The sequence below is a fragment of the Verrucomicrobiia bacterium genome (assembly GCA_019634625.1).
Lineage (GTDB): Bacteria > Verrucomicrobiota > Verrucomicrobiia > Limisphaerales > CAIMTB01 > CAIMTB01.
On sequence record JAHCBA010000004.1, the window covers coordinates 23,589 to 41,098 of the forward strand.

Sequence of the window (17,510 nt, forward strand, 5' to 3'; positions counted from 1 at the left end):
TAGCCAAGGCTAATTTTTTGAGCCTGGGCTCCCTTCGGGGACCCGCGCGAATCGTAAATCGCAAATCCCACCCCCCCCTCAGCCCGCCCCCCCTTCCGCACCCAACCCCGCGTGCGTGCCCGCCAGCCGTTCCACCACCTCCTCGTTCACCGTCACCCCCGCCGCCCCCAGCGCCAGAACCGCCGCCCCCAGCAACGGCGCCAGCCGCATCGGCTCGGTCCGCACCGGCACCTCCGCGTGCATCGCCCGCAACAGGCTTTCGCGCACCATGTCATTCAAGCGCACCACCGACCCGTTCAACCACACCGGCACCGGCCGGAGACCCAGCCCCACCAACCGCACCGCCGCCAGTCCCTGACGCGCCAGCTCCCGCCCCGCCCGTTGTCCGATGTCCGCCCACACCGGATCCCCGGGATCCGCATGCTGCGACACAAACCCCGCCAATGCCGCAAACCGGTCCTTCGAGTACTTCGGCTGATACACGATCGGCACGATGTCGGTGAGCGCCTTCACATTGAACCACTGCAGCACCACCTCCAGCAGGCACGTCGCCGGACCCGTCCCCTCCAGCGCACGGATCGCCGCCCGGATGCACTCGCGCCCGATCCAGTACGCCCCGCCCTCGTCCCCCAGCAAATGGCCCCACGCCCCCACCTGGGCAAACTCGCCCCGCTCGTTCCGCGCCAGGAAACTCGACCCCGTCCCCCCCACCACCAGCAGCCCCGGCCGGCCCAACCCCGCCGCATGAAACGACGCCATCACATCGCTCACCAACCGCGTCGTCTCCAGATCCAGAATCCCCCGGCACAACGCCTCCCGGTCCTTCGCGCTCCCCTCCGAAAACAGCGCCGCGCTCCCGATCACCGCCTGACAAATCCGGTTCCCCAGCGGCAACGACGTCTCCAGCGTTCGCACCAACTGGGTCAGACTCCGCCGCGCCTCCTGCAAGGTCGTCCCGAAGAAGTTCAACGACCCCGCCTTGGCGGTCGCCAGCGCCCGCCCGGACAAATCCACCGCCACCCCAAAACTGTACGTCGCCCCCCCGTCGATCCCCACCACCACCGGAACGGATTCCACCATGCCCCATCCTCCGAACCCGCCGCCCCCGGCGCGAGACGAAATCCGCGCTCACCCCACACACCCCACCCCAACATCCCCCTGTCCCCATCATTGCCACGAACGCCCGACAACTTTAGCGTCCCCCCCCAAGGAACCGGTATGAGCAACCTCGCGCAGCGCGCCGCGGAACTTCACGAGCGCATCCTCCAACCCCTGGCTGAACGGCTGGCCTTCGAAAACAATCGCGGCCTCGCCGCCTCGCCGGGTACCCCCGTCGTCCTCTTCCTCGGCAACCATTCCTCCGGCAAATCCTCCTTCATCAACTACCTCCTCGGCCAGCAGGTCCAGGCCACCGGACTCGCCCCCACCGACGACGGCTTCACCGTCCTCACCTGGGGCCTCCAGTCCGCCACCTCCGACGGCCTCACCGTCACCACCCATCCCCACCTCGGCTTCGACGACCTCGCCCATCTCGGCCCCGCTTTCACCTCCAAGCTCCGACTCAAAACCGTCCCCCACGACCTCCTCAACACCGTCACACTGGTGGACAGCCCCGGCATGATCGATGCCATCGGCGCCGCCAACACCCGCGGCTACGACTTCCCCGCCGCCGTCCGCGTCTTCGCCGAACGCGCCGACCTCATCCTCTTCTTCTTCGACCCCGACAAGCCCGGCACCACCGCCGAATCCATCTTCGTCCTCACCCAGACCCTCGCCGGACTCGGCTACAAGCTCATCCTCGTCCTCAACAAGGTCGATCGCTTCGCCAGCTTCCGCGACTTCGCCCGCACCTACGGCACCCTCTGCTGGAACCTCGCCAAGGCGATCACCACCAAGGACATCCCCCACATCGGCACCTGCTATCTCCCCTCCGGCACCGTCGCCCCCGATCCCCACGCCGGCAGCATCCCCCTCGACGACTTCGATGCCTCGCGCGACGAGATCCTCTCCGAAATCCAGCGCACCCCCGGACGCCGCATCGACAATCTCATCACCGAACTCCTCCAGCGCAGCAGCGAACTCCTCCTCCACACCCGCATCTGCCGCGAAGTCGGACGCGAATACCGCCGCCTCCGCCTCCAATGGTTCGGCGCCCTGATCCTCACCACCGCCCTCGCCGCCGTCGCCGCCTGGTTCGCCTGGCCCAACGCCACCCTCTCCACCCGCGGATGGGTCGTCGGCATCGGCGTCGCCGCCATCGGCGCCGCCTGGTGGCTCGGTCGCTGGCAGGCCCGCAACTTCACCCGGCGCCGCCTCCACCAGACCCTCCTCGACGAAGCCTTCGCCCAGGCCTGCGAAACCGAACTCGCCCTCCGCGACCGCGCCGATCTCCGCGCCCTCTGGGCCGGCATCCGCGACCGCACCGCCCGCGCCATCGCCCTCATGGGCCCCGGCCGACTCGCCCTCGCCTTCGACCTCGGACGTCAGATCGCCCGCCTCGAAAAACTCGTCACCCGCGAAATCCCCGCCCTTCGCCGCGACCCCGGCAGCCGCCAGCCCGAACTGGTCCTCGGCTCCAATCACGCCCCCGCCACCGCACCCGCCGCACCCGCCGCGCCCTCCACCACTCCCGATCCCGCCGGTCAACCCGCCCCAGCCTCCACACCCGAATCCGTCTCCCGCACCTGACCCGGCCCCAACCTCCCGGCCCTCACTCCGCAACGCAAAAAGCCCCGAACGCACTTCGCGTCCGGGGCCTTTTGCTCCCAACCAACAACCGACAACCAACAACCAACAACCAACGACCAACCACTCGCCATTCCCGATTCGCCTCCCTCACAACCCCAACATCCGTCGCTCCTCCGGCAGGAACTGACCCGTCGCCGCCTTCTCCCGATACCGCCTCGCCTCATCCGCCCGCCCGTTCGCCTGCAACACCAGCGCGTAATACCCCGCAATCGACGGCTGCTCCAACTGCTCCGCGCTCAGCGTCCCCATCACCCGCAGCGCCTCCTCATGCTTCTGCTGCATGTGCAGCGAAAACGCATAGGTCGAGACATACGTCGCATTCGTCGGCCCGCCCTCGTACACCTGACGCGCCAGGTCGTGCGGACGCAACTCGCCCGCATCCAGCAGCAACGCCGTCATCGCCAGGTTGTTCCTGATCGTCAGATCCTCCGGATTCGCACTCAACTGCGTCCCGAACAGCGACATCAACGACCGCGTCCGCCCCTCGGCAAACAGATTCTGCATCAGCATATCCGCCGCCCATTTCTCCCCCGGATACCGGTTCACCATCGCCGTCAGAATCTCCCGCATCTCATCCGCCCACCGCCACCGCGCCACCGTCTGCAATAGCATGTTCAACGCCCCACGATCCATCCCCGTACCCCGCATCGTCAGCCCCCACTCGATCTCCGCCGCTCCCGACATTCCCTGGTTCCGCATCGCCAGAGTCCGGAACGCATGCCGCAGAAACTCCAGCGCCCCCCAGTTCTGCCCCTCCAACGATGCCTGCAACCCCGCCCAATCCTGCACCGCCACCTGCAAGTCCGACGTCATCAGCGCCACCCCCGCATTGGTCTGATACTCGTCCGGCAACGTCCCGATCCACTCCAGCGTCGGACGCGGCGGCACCTTCGTCATCTGCCACAGAATCATCTGGTTCACCGTCCCTACCGAATTCGTCGCCAGCGCCCGCGCCGACATCAGCTCCTCGACGAAGTTCGTTCCCCGCGTCAACCCGATCACATCCAGCCGCAGCAACCGGTCACTGAACGCCACCTCGGGCTCCGCGATCATCCGCTCCGCCAGTGTCACCGCCCGGTTCGTCTCCCCCGTCCGCATCGCATGCCCGATCAACTCCCGGTACACCCGGCACCGGAACGCCGAATTCGTGGACGACGCCACCAACCCCTCGAGCGACTCCCGGGCCTCGACCCACCGCGTCTCGTTCGTCCCCTGCATCCGCACCACCGCCAGGTTCAACCGGACGAAATCGTTCCCCGGCTCCATCCGCGCCGCCTCCGAAAAATACTGTTCCGCCTCCGCAAACTGACCCAGCACCGACGCCACCCCGCCCGCCACGTTCTGGTACTCCGACGTCCGCCTCCCCGCCTCGCTCACCCCCGCCAGCGCATTCGTCGCCGTCATCGTGTCCCGGAACGAAATCGCCGTCTGCGCCAGCGCCAGCCGGTCCTCGATCGAGTTCGGCGCCAGATCCACCACCCGCTGACGCCACACCAGCGCCGACGGAGACCGTTCCCGCTCCATCATTCCCGCCATCAACCGCACCGCCTCGACATCCGTCGGTTTCGCCCGGATGGCCCGCTGCAGACTGATCATCGCCTTCCGCTCCTGACCCTCCTCCAGGAACGCCTTCGCCTGCGTGACGAACCGCTGCTGGCGCCACGACTTGTATCCCCGATACCCCCCGTACGCCATCCCCGCCAGCAACGCGCACCCCACCAGACAAATCACCAGAATCCGAACCCACTTCGATTTCATATTGCTTAAGTCTTGCCAACCCTAACCAACCGCCCCTGCAAAGCCAACCCCGCTTGAGCAAGGAGCTGCACCTCGAGGATCCACCAAAAGGCAGGTTTTGCGGCGGAACCCCAGAACGCAGAGGAAAGCCCGGAAAAACACCCCGATGCCCGATCTCTGGATGGATGCTCCGCAAAGGCCATTCCGCAGGCCATATCTCGGATCTTGCGAAGCCAGAGCGCCCTGGCATGTCCCAAAAGTGGCCCCGTTTAGCGTTGCCCTCGCGTACTGAATTTGACGTAAATCAATTGGCTAGCCGAATTGCCTCGCATTAGGTTCGCCGCCCATCGAATCAAACCAAGTCAAAGCACCAATCCCGCATGCAAATTCCACAACAAAAACTCTTTAAGTCGCCGCTTGTTCTCGCGGCGATTGCCAGCTTGGCCGCGTGCCAGGTCGCCAGCGCAGCGTTAAGCGTAACGGCATCCGTAGGGGGAGGTCCCCTTCCCAACACCGCAAAGCTGACTTTCGACGGTCTGCCGCTGGGCAGTGGTGGCGGGTACGCAGGCGCGGGCGTCACCGTGTCGTTCACACCCAACGCTCAGGTGGTTTCCGGATCTGTTGAGAACCAATATGCGCAGCCCTACTTTTCCGGACTCAATGACGTTGGCTTCGGAAATGCCGCTGCCGGGCCGGATGGAACCAGGTATCTGACCACCGGTAGAACGGGAGACAATGGTTCCATCACCTTCACCTTCGACAAGGACCATACATATCTCGGGCTCGTCTGGGGGTCGACCGATGACTACAATACCCTGACGTTCTATGATTCCGCAAATAATGTAATTGGTTCTGTAATTCCAGGAACCACCACGGGGATGCCAAATGCCGGAGGAGCACAGGGCATTAACGGCACTTACTACGTCAATATCACGTCGGATACGGCATTCAGAAAGGTTGTTGCCACGAGCGGCGAGTTTGCATTCGAGATGGACAATTTTGCAGTCGTTCCCGAGCCCTCGACCTACATCGCGGGCGGCTTGGCGCTCCTTCCCTTGCTGCTCGGGCTTCGATCCCGCCTCGCGAAGAAGTAGCCTCGGTCCCTTCATCGGCTGCCATTGATCGTTGTTTTCCCTTCGATAGGGCAGCAAGCACGGCCCCGAATGCCCTCTGCATTCGGGGCCCTTTCCATTTCCACGATCCCTCGACGGATCCCTTCCCCGTGCCATCAATGGGAAGCCTGAAACCTGAAACCTGAAACCTGAAACCTGAAACCTGAGACCTGAGACCTGAGACCTGAAGTCAATTTCCGGAGGGACGAGCTCCGCGAGTCCTCCCCCCATGCGCCATCCCCCTGGTCCCATCCCTTCCCGAGGCACGAGCTCCGCAAGTCCTCACCGCCACATGATGGCCGCTGCGGCCTTTACCGTTCTCCCTTCGCGACTAGAAGATTCCTCATTCCCGCGATCTTACGCCATGGAATCGACGAATGGAGCTGCCGGAAGGCTGGGTCGATAGCTCGCACCGCCTCGCCGATAATCATGAGATGATGCACCATCCAGACTTGGGTAAGCTCACTGTGGTCGAAGGCGGCCTTGCCCTTGGCCTGCTCTGTCTCGATCCTATCGACGGCATCCAGAATGTCCCGCAGCCGGTCTTGGGTCCCTCTCACAGCGGGATTGCCTCCTTCAGGACGCGCTCCCGGAGGTGGGGCTTCAGACCACTCTCCGTGACCAGATCCACTCGGCAGCCGAGAAGATCCTGCAAATCCTCGAGCAACCCGCCCAAGTCGAGCAGCGAACAACCACGACGGGTATTGATCAACAGGTCCAAATCGCTCCTTTCGCCCGCATCACCTCGCGCGACCGAACCGAACACCCGCACGTCGCAAGCCCTGTGCCGTTCGGCCAGTGCCAGAATTTGGGACCTCCGGTGAAGTACAACTTGCAGTGTCATACTTGAGGCAGATTACCTGGGAATAGCCCGCCCGAAAAGCCCCCAATCGCTTCGCCGATTACGACCCCGCACACCATCATGCATCGACTATCTGCATCCTGAAACCTGAAGTCTGTGGCCTGAGACCTGAAGGCTGACACCTGAACAAAGCCGAAGGCTGGGGCGCTTTGGAACCCGTCCACCAGCTCCCTGAACAACCGGATCACCCCCCCCTGCAAACCCCTTTCGTCCGAGCCCAAAGATCGATCTTCCTCCCCTCATAACTGTCCTCCCACTCCATCCTCTCCCTCAGGTCTCCGGTCTCCGGCCTCCGGTTTCAGGCCTCAGGCCTCAGGCCTCAGGCCTCCGGCCTCCGGCCTCCGTTTCCATCCGCCGGCCACGGTATCGCGTGCATCGCCGCGACCGCCTCAACAAACCGCAGCACCTCAGTCCGCAGCCGAGCCGCCACCCGATCCCCATCGCCACGCAGCAACTTCAGTCGATCCCGCCGTAGAACCAGATCGTACGCATGCGTGAAGACATGCCGAAAGCCGCGCAAATCGGCGAGCGGCCCCTCGATATCCCGCGGCAACAACGCCGGCCGAACCCCTGGAATCTCCAGCGTCACCCGCCGAATCAGTTCCGCATGCCAACGGCTCGGATCGTCAATCGCGTTCTCGAACCGCTTCGCCACCCGCAACGCCATCTGTTCGATCGCATTGTACAGTCGGCAGAGCTGGTGACCGGCCGCCTCCTCGTGGGCAATTCCCGCTCCCTCCAGCCGCTCACCGACCGCCGCCGCCGCCGACTCCACCACCTCCGCGTCCCGCAGAAGCTCCTGCTGCAACGTCATCAATTCGACCGCGTCCATCGCTGGCCCTCCCTTCGCACCGCCTCGGCAAACCGCGACTCCGACAACAATACCACGTCCACCTCCCGCCCCAGCACCTCGCTCAATTCCGCCTGCAGACGGTAGATCGTCACCCCCTCCGGCTCCCGTTCCAACGCAATATCCACATCCGAGCCCTCCCGAAACTGCCCCGGACGAACCACCGACCCGAACACCCAGACCTCGTCCCACCCCAACCACCGCGGCAACACCTCGCGCAACCGCTCCAACACCGCCAGACGCAACTCTTCGCGGCGCCTTCCCAGAGCCAGATCCCGCTGCTGAAGCAAAGTCATCAATGGGAAACCTGGAGCCTGAGACCTGAAACCTGAAGCCTGAAACCTGAGACCCGAATTCAATTTCCGGAGGGACGAGCTCCGCGAGTCCGCCCCAAATCCTCCATCCGTCCTCCCAAAATCCTCCATCCCCCTCGTCCCCTCGTCCCCTCTCTGCCCGAGGCACGAGCTCCGCGAGTCCTAACCGCCACATGATGGGCGCTGCAAACTATGCCGGTCTCCCTTCGCGTCTTGGCGTCTCTGCGTGAGATCCGCCCTTTACTGAATCCATTGGAACTCGGCATTTGATCGTGCCCGCGACGCCTCCCGATAATTCGCCGCCACAGAAGTCCCAGACCGGAGCAACTGCTTCCCGATCACCGCCACCTCCACCCGCTCCCGCGGCAGCTCCCTGAAGAACCGGATCACCCCCCCTGCGAACCCTTTCGTCCGAGCCCGCAGATCGCTCTTCTTCCCCTCATAACTATCCTCAAGTTCCATCTCTCCCCCTCCAGCTTCCGGCCTCAGGCCCCAGGCCTCAGGTCTCAGGTCTCAGGTCTCAGGCTTCAGGTCTCAGGTCTCAGGCCTCAGGTCTCCGGCCTCAGGTTTCAGGCCTCAGGCCTCAGGCCTCAGGTCTCAGGTCTCAGGTCTCAGGCCTCAGGCCTCAGGTCTCAGGTTTCAGGTTTCAAGCTTCAGGCCTCAGGTTTCCGGTTTCCGGCCTCAGCTTTCAAGCTCCCCCCTCTATACCCCGGCACCGTCTTCCGCAGCCAGGTACGAACCTGCTCCCCCGTCATCCCGTGCAACTCCCCGGACATTGCGACGAACACCCGCCGCATCTCCCCCACATCCTCCGCCTTCGACACGAACCGGAAAATCTTCCGGTGCGGTGTCGCCACAAAATCCTCCCCCTGGTGCGTGATCTCCTCGAACAACTTCTCCCCCGGCCGCTTTCCCGTGATCTCGATCCGGATATCCTCCTCCGGCTTCAACCCGCTCAACTCGATCATCTGACGCGCCAGATCCATGATCCGCACCGGCTTCCCCATATCCAGGACGAAGATCTCCCCGCCCTCCCCCTGCATCGCACTCTGCAACACCAGCATCACCGCCTCCGGAATCGTCATGAAATACCGCGTCATGTCCGGATGCGTCACCTTCACCGGCCCCCCCTCCGAAATCTGCTTCTGAAACAACGGAATCACGCTCCCTGACGACCCCAGCACATTGCCGAACCGCACCGCCATGAACTTCGTCCGCCCCGGATGCGCCGACGCCAGCGCCTGGACATACATCTCCGCCAGCCGCTTCGTCGCCCCCATCACACTCGTCGGATTGATCGCCTTGTCCGTCGAAATCAGCGTGAACCGGTCCACCTCATGACGCAGACACAACTCCGCCAGCCGCGCCGTCCCCAGGACATTATTCTTCAGCGCCTCCCCCGGATGCGCCTCCATCATCGGCACATGCTTGTGCGCCGCCGCATGAAACACCACCCGCGGACGGCACGCCTGGAACACCTGCTCCATCCGCTCCTCATCCATCACATCCGCAATCACCGGCACGATCCGTCCCCCGTGCCCCATCCCGATCAGCTCCTGCTCGATCGCGAACAGACTCGGCTCCGACCGCTCCACCAGCAGCACCTTCCCCGGACCATACCCCGCAATCTGCCGGCACAACTCGCTCCCGATGCTTCCTCCCGCCCCCGTCACCATCACCACCTGCCCCTCGAGAATCCCGCGAATCCCCTCCGTCGCCAACGTCACGTGATCCCGGCCCAGCAAATCCTGGATCTCCACGTTCCTCAACTGACTCACCTTCACCTGCCCGATCGCCAGTTGATGAATCGACGGCACCGTCCGGCATCCCAACCCCGCATCCCGCAGCAACCGGACGATCTCCCCCACCCGATGCGCCGGCGCCGACGGCATCGCAATGATCGCCTCATCGAACTGGATTTCCTCACGCGCCCGCGCAATCCCCTCCGGCGACCCCACCACCGGGATCCCGTGCAACCGCGACCGCCACAACGCCTGGTTATCCTCGAAGAACGCCACCGGAACCATCCCGTGCGCCGGCTTCAGCATCAGGTCCTGCGCCAGCATCGCCCCCGTGTCCCCCGCCCCGATGATCGCCACCCGCTTCACCTGCCGACTCCGCCCCGCATCCCCGTGCGGACGCGACTCCCAAAGCGCCCGCAACGCCAGCCGCACCCCTGCCAAGGCCACCAGCGCAAAAATGAAATTCCCCATGATCACCCCGCGCGGAGGCGCCAGCGTCGTCCCCGCAAAAAGCCACACCACCCCCGCCACCACCGCCGACAGCAGCAACGCATGGAACATCCGCGCCAGGTCCGGCGTGCTGAAATAGCCCAGCAACGGATTCAACTGCTGGAACAGCCCCAGGAACGCCAGTTGCAGCGGCACGAACCACAGCAGCACGATCAACCGCTGATGCTGCGCCTCCGCATCCACCGCGAAATCGAACCGCAACTCATACGCCAGCCACAACGTCGCGCACAACTCCACCCCATACATCAACCCCAGCATCCACACCCGCACCCGCGGCGAATACTTGAACAAATTCATTCTCATCACTCTGAAATTGGGACTATGGGACTATGGGACCTTGGGACCTTGGGACTTTGGGACCTTGGGACTTTGGGACTTTGGGACCTTGGGACCCTTGGGAGTCGGTAGGTTAAAAGTATGGAGGCCCCGTGAGGAACCGAAGACCCCATGGTGACCTGGACATACCGGCGCCCTTCCAATCCAATCAATAGGCCTACCGGTGGAGAACCTCGGAGCGGGCCCAATCATCCTTACTGCCTCAGAGCGGGCAATCTCGGCGCCATCACGCCACAACCGCCCAATTTCGGAGAATCCCGCAGGGTCTCCAGACATTAACCGCGAGTCGAATCCGCCACCGAGGATTCCCATCCCGGAACGCCCCACCCCACTCCGCAATCCCTACCACTTACCCCTCCCCACCCCAACCTTCCATCGTCCCAAAGTCCCAAAGTCCCAAAGTCCCAAAGTCCCAAAGTCAAGAAAGGTCCCCCCTGCTGGCCGCAATCCCGCCCGCCACCTCCTCCGCGTCGTAACACGTCTCGCCGAACGTCCGATTCAGCCGCGCCTCGATGTCCGGCATCCTGAACCGGCCTGGCCGATGCGGCTCGGCAGGAACCAGTCGCGCAAAGCGCTTGCCGCCCTTGGTGATCTCCACCGGCTCCCCCTCCTCGATCCACTTGGAAATCCGCGCGAACCCATTCCTCAAATCCCTGACCGTGGCCGTCTTCATCGTGATACGATCCTGTATCACACCTCCCCCAACGTCCATCGGCAATCCGTTCCCGGGAACGCTTCCGCTGCATCCCCGCGTTGTGCGTACCGAGGAGGCAACGCCTCCGAGGGACGAGCTTCGCGACTCCTCGACCCAACACTCCACACCATTGCGGCCTCGTGGAACTCAACGTAACCGTTCGCGGGCTTTTCGGGCGGCGGAGCGGACGGAGGTGTTCGGCCCCGCGACGAAGCCGAAGTGTTCTCGAAATGTCCAGAACACTTCGCACTCCAGCGACATTCCGGGTGGAGCATCCCGCAGGGATGCCAGAGGGTAGCCGGAGGTCGAGCCTTGCGAGACCTCCGGAACCCGTTCGATCAACCCATCCCGACCCCGTCAGGGGTCGCAGACCCGCACGAACGTCCGATCGTTCCGGGGAAACGATCTACGCCCCCTGCAGGGTCGTGACGTTGGTCCCGCCCTTCCATTCTGCCACACCACCCTATTCAGACACTTCCTCATTGACTTCCCCCCCCCTGCCACGCTAGTCCCAAAGTCCCAAAGTCCCAAAGTCCCAAAGTCCCAAAGTCCCAAAGTCCCAAAGTCCCAAAGTCCCAAAGTCCCAAAGTCCCAAAGTCCCAAAGTCCCAAAGTCCCAAAGTCCCTAAGCTTCCCGCCCCACCTTCCCTCCAACCATCGCCTCATAGAGTTCCTCGTAGCGCCCGATGAAGTGCGGCATCGAATATTCCTCAACGACCTTGGCCCTCATCCTCCTCCCCAGAACCGCCCGCGCCTCGGGGCCCAATGCCTTCACCTCAATCAATTTGCTCGCCAGGGCTTTAGAATCACCTGGAGGAACCAAGCAATCCGGAAAATCGGCCAGAATGAAATTGATCCCTGAAGTATTGGTTCCCACCACAACCCTCGCCGACGCCATCGCCTCGACCGGGGCCATCGGCATACCTTCCGTCCACATTGGTGGGCGTCGCAACCGTCCGATCCAACTGCGCCTCATGCGGCTTCCTTCCGTTGGTTGAAAGATGCCCAATCGCAATGAGCCTTGGCACCACAACGGGGCCCTACTTCCGACAAATGGCGAACAAGTGAGCCGTTCGCTGCCCTGAGTCGTCCAGGCCTTGTGACTCCCATCTGTTGATCAAATTGCTAATCATTGCCACCATCGTTCGAACGGGTCTTTTCACCGACATCCCTCGAATACCTCGAACTCTGTGCTTACCGGTCCGAACGCCATACTTGACGCTGACCGTGGAAAAGTCCTTCGAGAGCAGCCTCTCGAGGTTGTCCCTGGTATAGTGACGAATGTGGTCCGGATTGTAGTGAGGCGGTTCGTTTTTGATGTAGTCGCCGTTGGGAGTTGTAAAATAGGCAAAGCCGCCGGACCTGCAGACACGGGCAATCTGGCCAACAAATGCAACGTCGTCCGGCACATGCTCAATAACCTCTACGCTGATCACTCCGTCGAACGCGCCGTCCGGAAGCGTGGATTGTGTCATGTCCTCCAGTATAAGTCCCGTTATGTTGGATCGCCGCCGCCGTATCTCGGCCATCACCGACTCCGTCCATCCCAGGTGCAACCGCTCCTGAACCGCCGAGACACGGGGCAGTTCAACAATGGTGATATCAGCCCGCAATCCGACCGTGTACGGCGACTTACGGCCTCCGACATCGAGCAGCCTGGGCCGCCCTCCTATGCTGCCACTTAGAAACTCAAGGTCACGTTGCACCCGCCCCAGGTGCGCGGACATGCAAGGGCTCGCCCCAAGCATGAGGTTTTCGTACAATGTACGCATATCGAATGCTCCCAATCTCGCAGAGTCAGCGCTGAAATCATCTCGACACCGACTTCAATTCCTCCATTCACCCTGACTGTCTTAGTGGATGAAGTCCGGGTATGGGCGGCAGGATGTACGCACGAAGGATGCTATGCCCCACGGCCACCGCCTGCGCACCCTGCGATGCCTCCAAACAAAGCCAGTTGCCATGAGCACCAGGGCTGTTCCTCTCGCATCGCGGCCGAACACCCCACCTTCCGAGCGTCCAGATCCGGTATCCCAGATCACGAACCATCCCGGCCAATTCCGATACCGTCCGCCCCGCCCTCTGTTGCAGCGTTTCAGACGCTTCCAGCACCAGGGGTGGCTTGTTCTTTTGTAGATATCTCTCTCCACCCTCCAGCACCGCGCATTCCCAGCCTTCCACATCAATGAATACTGCAGCAGCGGCCGGCAATTTCTCCTGGTCAAGGCTTCGACACTCCACCTCGATGGACTTGCCGAGGCGACTGCCGGGACTACTTGACTCCGGTAGGAGCAGATGGCCGAGGCCTGACTCTGCCTTATTTTCCGGAAGTTGAAAGTTCATCCGCCCCGACGCGGTCCCCAAGGCGCATCGGTGGAGTGTGACATTCTGAAGCGCGTTGTTTCGCAGGGTCATTTCCAATAGCTCGGCGTTTCCGGGATTCGGCTCATAAGCGACGACCCTTCCCGATGGCCCCACCACACCGCAAAGATCCAGGGTCTCCGTCCCGACATTCGCCCCGATCTCAATAACCCATTCTCCGGTCCGACACAGGACCCGTGCCACACAGGCATTGCGCCAATCATAGCACCCATGGAACAGCATCCTGTACTGGTGCCGATCATTCAGCGGCGCCAGCAATCGCGTACCATGCAGGCTCTCCGATTCCACCAGATCCGTATGCTTCGCCACCTCCCGGTAGGGCAACAGTAGCTCCCTCGCCCTTTGGGCCAGGATCAGCGGCAACCAGCGGGTGATGGCCCGGGCCCGGCGAATTCTGCGCTGAAGCGATTCCTTATCCATTTTGCATCCCGCTCGTTCGGCAGTCCCGCCGCTCATTAGCGCCCGCTCGCCATTCCCGAACCTGGATGCCCAACCTTTGCAGTCCCTGACACAAGCCTTCCTCCATCGGTCCACTCGCCAGGACCACATCCACCCGCTCCCGCCAACCGGCGTTCAGCAGGCATTCAGGCATCCCAACCACCCGCACCCCACGAACCACCCTGTGCCATCGCCGTGGATCCTCATCGAACACCCCCACCACCTCAACCCCTGGGCATCCTTGCAGCGCTGCAACCATCCGCACGGCTGCATTCCCCCCGCCCACCACCGCAACCCGCATGCCTGCCCGCACTCCTAAGGTCGCCCCATCCGCAACCCCAAGGGCCTCACTCTTCGCCTCCCCATCCCGATCCCCATCCCAAAGTCCCAAAGTCCCAAAGTCCCAAAGTCCCAAGGTCCTCAACACCACCCCGGCATCCGTCCACCACGTCGCCATCGCCTGATACTCCAGGTTCAACGCGATCTTCCGAGGCAGACACTCTCGCACATAAAAGCCCTCCACATCGTCCGCGCCGGCCAGCAACTCCTCCTCATGCCGGAACGCCAGCGATGCCACGTCTGTGATCCCCGGTCTCAGCCTCAACACCTCCCGCTGCCCTTCATCATAGAGTGCCACGTACCTGGGCACCTCCGGACGCGGCCCCACCAGGCTCATCTCTCCGACCAGCACGTTCCACAACTGGGGCAGCTCATCCAGCTTCCACCGCCTCAACCAACGCCCCACCCTCGTGATCCGCGGATCCCGTCCCTGGGTCACCGCAATCCCCACCCGGTCCGCGTTGGGAACCATCGTTCGGAACTTCCAGATCCTGAACGGACGCCCGCCCCGACCCATCCGTTCCTGCCCGAAGAATACAGGGCCGCCATCGCCCAGTTTGACCGAAAGCGCGATCAGCAGACCCAGTGGCGACAACACCAGCAAACCAAGGGCCGACGTAACGACATCGGTGAGCCGCTTGAGGTTGGGACCATGGGACTTTGGGGCCATGGGACTATGGGACTATGGGACTATGGGACTATGGGACTTTGGGACTTTGGGACTTTGGGACTTTGAGACCATGGGACCATGGGACCATGGGACTTTGGGACCATGGGACTTTGGGACCATGGGACCACGGGCGGATTGCGTTCAGGTGGTCCTGGCCTGATCGTCACTCCGTCAGGGCTTTCCACTGGCCTACGAGGTGATGGGCTGGCAACACGGCCGACAAGACGACCTTGGAGGGGTTCCTGGAGAATATCGAAGCCCAAGACGGGTAGGCCCAGCGGAACTGGGTGATGGACCGGGGTATTCCGACCGAGGAGGTGTTGGAGAAGATGCGCCGGCACGATCCGCCGGTTCAGTATCTGGTCGGCACGCCCAAAGGGCGGTTGAGTCGGTTGGAGAAGCGCCAGACCGATCTGCGGTGGCAGGAGGTGCGCGAAGAATAGGCTCTGCCAGGTCAGGCGCCAGGAAGGCCGGTATCTGTTACGGACGAACCAGAAAGACGGCGATCCGGGTCGGGAGACTGATTTGTTCCCTTGCGAAATCGAGTGGATGCCTCTCACGGAGGCACAAAGACACGGAGATGGAAGAGAACACCATGGGGACCATCCCAATCAGGATCCTCCGTGCCTCGGTGCCTCCGTGAGAGAGAAATTCATCGAACATGCGGTCCAATCGTCCCAAAGTCCAATGGTCCCAAAGTCCCAAAGTCCCAAAGTCCCAAAGTCCCATCGTCCCATTCCCCTACCCTCTCATGATCCCCTCCACCACCGCCTGGCAAACTGCATCCACATCCCCTTCCTCCATATCGGGAAAAAGCGGCAACGTCACCAGTTCCGGATACAACCGCGCCGCCACCGGAAAGTCCTCGGGTTTGTACCCATACATCTCCCGATAATACGGATGCATGTGCAGCGGCAACCAATGCACCGACGATCCGATTCCCCGCTCCGAAAGTCTGCGGATAAACTCCCCACGATCGATCGACAACCGGTCCAACCGCAGCCGGATTGGGTACAGATGCCAGGAATGAATTCGTCCAGGCAACTGCTTTGGCAGAATAATCTCCTCGATGCCTCCCAGGCGCTGCTGATAGGCCGCCGCAAGGTCCGTCCGACGGCGGTGCAGTCGATCCGCCTTCCGCACCTGATGAATCCCGATCGCCGCCGCGATATCGGTCATGTTGTACTTAAACCCCGGCGCCAGAATCTCGTAGTACCACGATCCCTCTCCCGTGTACCGCTTCCATGCATCCTTCGAAATCCCGTGCAACGACATGATCCGCATCCGCTCCGCGTACGCATCATTCCCGGTACAGGCCATCCCCCCCTCCCCGGTCGTAATCGTCTTATTCGCATAGAACGAATAGCAACTGATATCCGCCCCCCACCCCACCGACCGCCAAACGCCCTCCTCCTGCACCTCTCCCTTTTCAGGTTTCAGGTCTCCGGCTCCAGGTTTCAGGTTTCTGCTTTCTGCTTTCTGCTTTCTGCTTTCCCAAAAATGCGCCGGACAACAATGCGCCGCATCCTCGACAATCCTCAACCCATGCCGCCTCGCCAGATCCTGCACCCCCGCCACATCCCCGATCTGCCCCCCGTAGTGCACGGGAATGATGGCCAACACCCGACGCCCCTTACCCTGTTCGGCCACAATCCGTCGCTCCGCGTCCGCCACGTCCAGATTGAAATCCTCCTCGCGGCAATCGACCAGGATCGGGTGCGCCTGGAAATACCGGACCACCTCGGCCGTCGCCGCAAAGGTCATCGTCGGCACCACCACGCCGTCCCCGGCCTGCACTCCGATGGCCTCAAGGGCCAGGTGCAAGGCCGCCGTACAGGAATTCACCGCGACCGCGTGACGCTGGCCCAGGTACGCCGCGAACTCCCCTTCGAACTGTTTGGTCCGCGGACCGGTCGTCAACCACCCGCCCCGAAGCGTCGCCACCACCTCCGCGATTTCCTCCTCGCCCACACACGGCCGGTAAAAGGGTACCTTGCGCATCATGTCAGATTCCCACGGATTCAATGGAACAACACCCGCCTACTTCCGTGCCCGAAAGAACCCGATGTAGAGCCAGTCCCGCGGCAGGCAACGCGATAGCCACTCCTCCATCTTTCCTCGCCACCGATTCCACCTTCCCTCCCCGTTTCCCGCCCCGATGAAGCCGAACGGCTTGACTTCACGTTCCGAAAACTCACGCAGAAGCCAGTCCAGCTCCACCGGGCTCATGTGCCTCCAACCCAGATTTCCTCGGTGCCTGCGCAGTCGCACCCACTGATGGAGCACATTCCCCCGCAAGTTCTCAGCTCCCAGGAATAGTCCACCGGGACGCAAGACCCTCCGGGCCTCCTCCACCGCGAGCCCATGGTTCTCCAAGGTCCGACTGGACCGGACCTTTCGAATCCCCTTTACCCCGCCTATCACCGACTTGCACGCAACAATGTCAAACGAATCGGCCTCATAGGGAAGCCCCATGAGGCTGGCGGCGGCATACTCGATTCGATCCGTGACACCATGGCGCTGATGAATCTCCTTCGCCAAGGGAGTAGGACCGTCCACATCGGTGCAAACCACCCGACAACCCATCCTGGCGAACCACAAGCTCATCCCACCATTTCGCTCACCGACAGCCAGGACCCTCAAGGGCTCCACCCCGTTCGATGGAATCCACTCCCGCCAGTACGGAAGGCACCGCGCCCAATTTCCAACGTCCCACTCGATGATATCCCGGAGCAGGGCGGGTTGAGGCGTGTCGGGGAGGACCATTCCGGGCAGCT

General features: G+C 62.6%; 17 protein-coding genes and 2 pseudogenes. 4 read left to right on the top strand and 15 right to left on the bottom strand.

Going from position 1 to position 17,510, the window contains the following annotated elements; translation table 11 throughout:
* Positions 1 to 78 precede the first annotated feature (78 nt).
* Positions 79 to 1,080 carry a hypothetical protein gene (locus KF833_03390; GenBank protein ID MBX3744329.1) on the bottom strand — a complete coding sequence of 334 codons (1,002 nt, stop codon included), beginning with the start codon at positions 1,078 to 1,080 and terminating at the stop codon, positions 79 to 81.
* A gap of 138 nt (positions 1,081 to 1,218) precedes the next feature.
* Between KF833_03390 and KF833_03395 the strand changes: the two genes are divergently transcribed.
* Positions 1,219 to 2,688, top strand: coding sequence for a dynamin family protein (locus tag KF833_03395; protein ID MBX3744330.1), 1,470 nt, complete (start codon positions 1,219 to 1,221; stop codon positions 2,686 to 2,688).
* Positions 2,689 to 2,835: 147 nt separating this feature from the next.
* On the opposite strand, the gene KF833_03400 is transcribed toward KF833_03395, so the two are convergent.
* Positions 2,836 to 4,506: a hypothetical protein gene (locus KF833_03400; GenBank protein MBX3744331.1), complete on the bottom strand. Its 1,671-nt coding sequence runs from the start codon at positions 4,504 to 4,506 to the stop codon at positions 2,836 to 2,838.
* Between the two features lie 359 nt (positions 4,507 to 4,865).
* Here KF833_03400 and KF833_03405 point away from each other — a divergent pair, with 359 nt between their 5' ends.
* A complete protein-coding gene (locus tag KF833_03405; protein ID MBX3744332.1) occupies positions 4,866 to 5,579 on the top strand; it encodes a hypothetical protein in 714 nt (237 codons plus the stop codon).
* Positions 5,580 to 5,908: 329 nt separating this feature from the next.
* On the opposite strand, the gene KF833_03410 is transcribed toward KF833_03405, so the two are convergent.
* The 5 genes from KF833_03410 to KF833_03430 form a co-directional block, all read right to left on the bottom strand.
* Positions 5,909 to 6,157 carry a DUF86 domain-containing protein gene (locus KF833_03410; protein ID MBX3744333.1) on the bottom strand — a complete coding sequence of 83 codons (249 nt, stop codon included), beginning with the start codon at positions 6,155 to 6,157 and terminating at the stop codon, positions 5,909 to 5,911.
* Positions 6,154 to 6,441, bottom strand: coding sequence for a nucleotidyltransferase family protein (locus KF833_03415; GenBank protein ID MBX3744334.1), 288 nt, complete (start codon positions 6,439 to 6,441; stop codon positions 6,154 to 6,156). Before KF833_03415 ends, KF833_03410 begins: the two co-directional genes overlap by 4 nt.
* 337 nt (positions 6,442 to 6,778) lie before the next feature.
* Positions 6,779 to 7,291 carry a hypothetical protein gene (locus KF833_03420; GenBank protein ID MBX3744335.1) on the bottom strand — a complete coding sequence of 171 codons (513 nt, stop codon included), beginning with the start codon at positions 7,289 to 7,291 and terminating at the stop codon, positions 6,779 to 6,781.
* On the bottom strand, positions 7,273 to 7,605 hold the full coding sequence (locus tag KF833_03425) for a nucleotidyltransferase domain-containing protein (GenBank protein MBX3744336.1): 333 nt from the start codon (positions 7,603 to 7,605) through the stop codon (positions 7,273 to 7,275). Before KF833_03425 ends, KF833_03420 begins: the two co-directional genes overlap by 19 nt.
* A 258-nt stretch (positions 7,606 to 7,863) precedes the next feature.
* Complete coding sequence (locus tag KF833_03430; GenBank protein MBX3744337.1) at positions 7,864 to 8,085, bottom strand: four helix bundle protein; 222 nt, start codon at positions 8,083 to 8,085, stop codon at positions 7,864 to 7,866.
* Here KF833_03430 and KF833_03435 point away from each other — a divergent pair.
* Positions 8,084 to 8,299: pseudogene (locus tag KF833_03435) on the top strand (DUF1720 domain-containing protein). The gene KF833_03430 and the pseudogene KF833_03435 overlap by 2 nt on opposite strands.
* Here KF833_03435 and KF833_03440 read toward each other — a convergent pair.
* The 6 genes from KF833_03440 to KF833_03465 form a co-directional block, all read right to left on the bottom strand.
* Positions 8,277 to 10,178 (bottom strand): polysaccharide biosynthesis protein, encoded by a 1,902-nt coding sequence (locus KF833_03440; protein ID MBX3744338.1) that lies wholly within the window; start codon positions 10,176 to 10,178, stop codon positions 8,277 to 8,279. The pseudogene KF833_03435 and the gene KF833_03440 overlap by 23 nt on opposite strands.
* A 451-nt stretch (positions 10,179 to 10,629) precedes the next feature.
* Positions 10,630 to 10,884 carry a type II toxin-antitoxin system prevent-host-death family antitoxin gene (locus tag KF833_03445; protein ID MBX3744339.1) on the bottom strand — a complete coding sequence of 85 codons (255 nt, stop codon included), beginning with the start codon at positions 10,882 to 10,884 and terminating at the stop codon, positions 10,630 to 10,632.
* Between the two features lie 645 nt (positions 10,885 to 11,529).
* Positions 11,530 to 11,820 carry a hypothetical protein gene (locus KF833_03450; protein ID MBX3744340.1) on the bottom strand — a complete coding sequence of 97 codons (291 nt, stop codon included), beginning with the start codon at positions 11,818 to 11,820 and terminating at the stop codon, positions 11,530 to 11,532.
* Positions 11,821 to 11,944: 124 nt separating this feature from the next.
* Positions 11,945 to 12,610: a class I SAM-dependent methyltransferase gene (locus KF833_03455; GenBank protein ID MBX3744341.1), complete on the bottom strand. Its 666-nt coding sequence runs from the start codon at positions 12,608 to 12,610 to the stop codon at positions 11,945 to 11,947.
* A 133-nt stretch (positions 12,611 to 12,743) separates the two neighbouring features.
* A complete protein-coding gene (locus KF833_03460) occupies positions 12,744 to 13,706 on the bottom strand; it encodes an FkbM family methyltransferase (protein MBX3744342.1) in 963 nt (320 codons plus the stop codon).
* Positions 13,699 to 14,733, bottom strand: a complete 1,035-nt coding sequence (locus KF833_03465; GenBank protein MBX3744343.1) for a sugar transferase — start codon at positions 14,731 to 14,733, stop codon at positions 13,699 to 13,701. Before KF833_03465 ends, KF833_03460 begins: the two co-directional genes overlap by 8 nt.
* Positions 14,734 to 14,860: 127 nt before the next feature.
* Between KF833_03465 and KF833_03470 the strand changes: the two are divergent.
* A pseudogene (locus tag KF833_03470) lies at positions 14,861 to 15,134 on the top strand (IS1634 family transposase).
* A 340-nt stretch (positions 15,135 to 15,474) separates the two neighbouring features.
* Here the strand turns inward: KF833_03470 and KF833_03475 are convergent.
* Together KF833_03475 and KF833_03480 are read right to left on the bottom strand one after the other, a co-directional pair.
* Positions 15,475 to 16,734 (bottom strand): DegT/DnrJ/EryC1/StrS family aminotransferase, encoded by a 1,260-nt coding sequence (locus tag KF833_03475; protein MBX3744344.1) that lies wholly within the window; start codon positions 16,732 to 16,734, stop codon positions 15,475 to 15,477.
* A 39-nt stretch (positions 16,735 to 16,773) separates the two neighbouring features.
* Positions 16,774 to 17,499 carry a class I SAM-dependent methyltransferase gene (locus KF833_03480; protein MBX3744345.1) on the bottom strand — a complete coding sequence of 242 codons (726 nt, stop codon included), beginning with the start codon at positions 17,497 to 17,499 and terminating at the stop codon, positions 16,774 to 16,776.
* Positions 17,500 to 17,510: the final 11 nt, after the last annotated feature.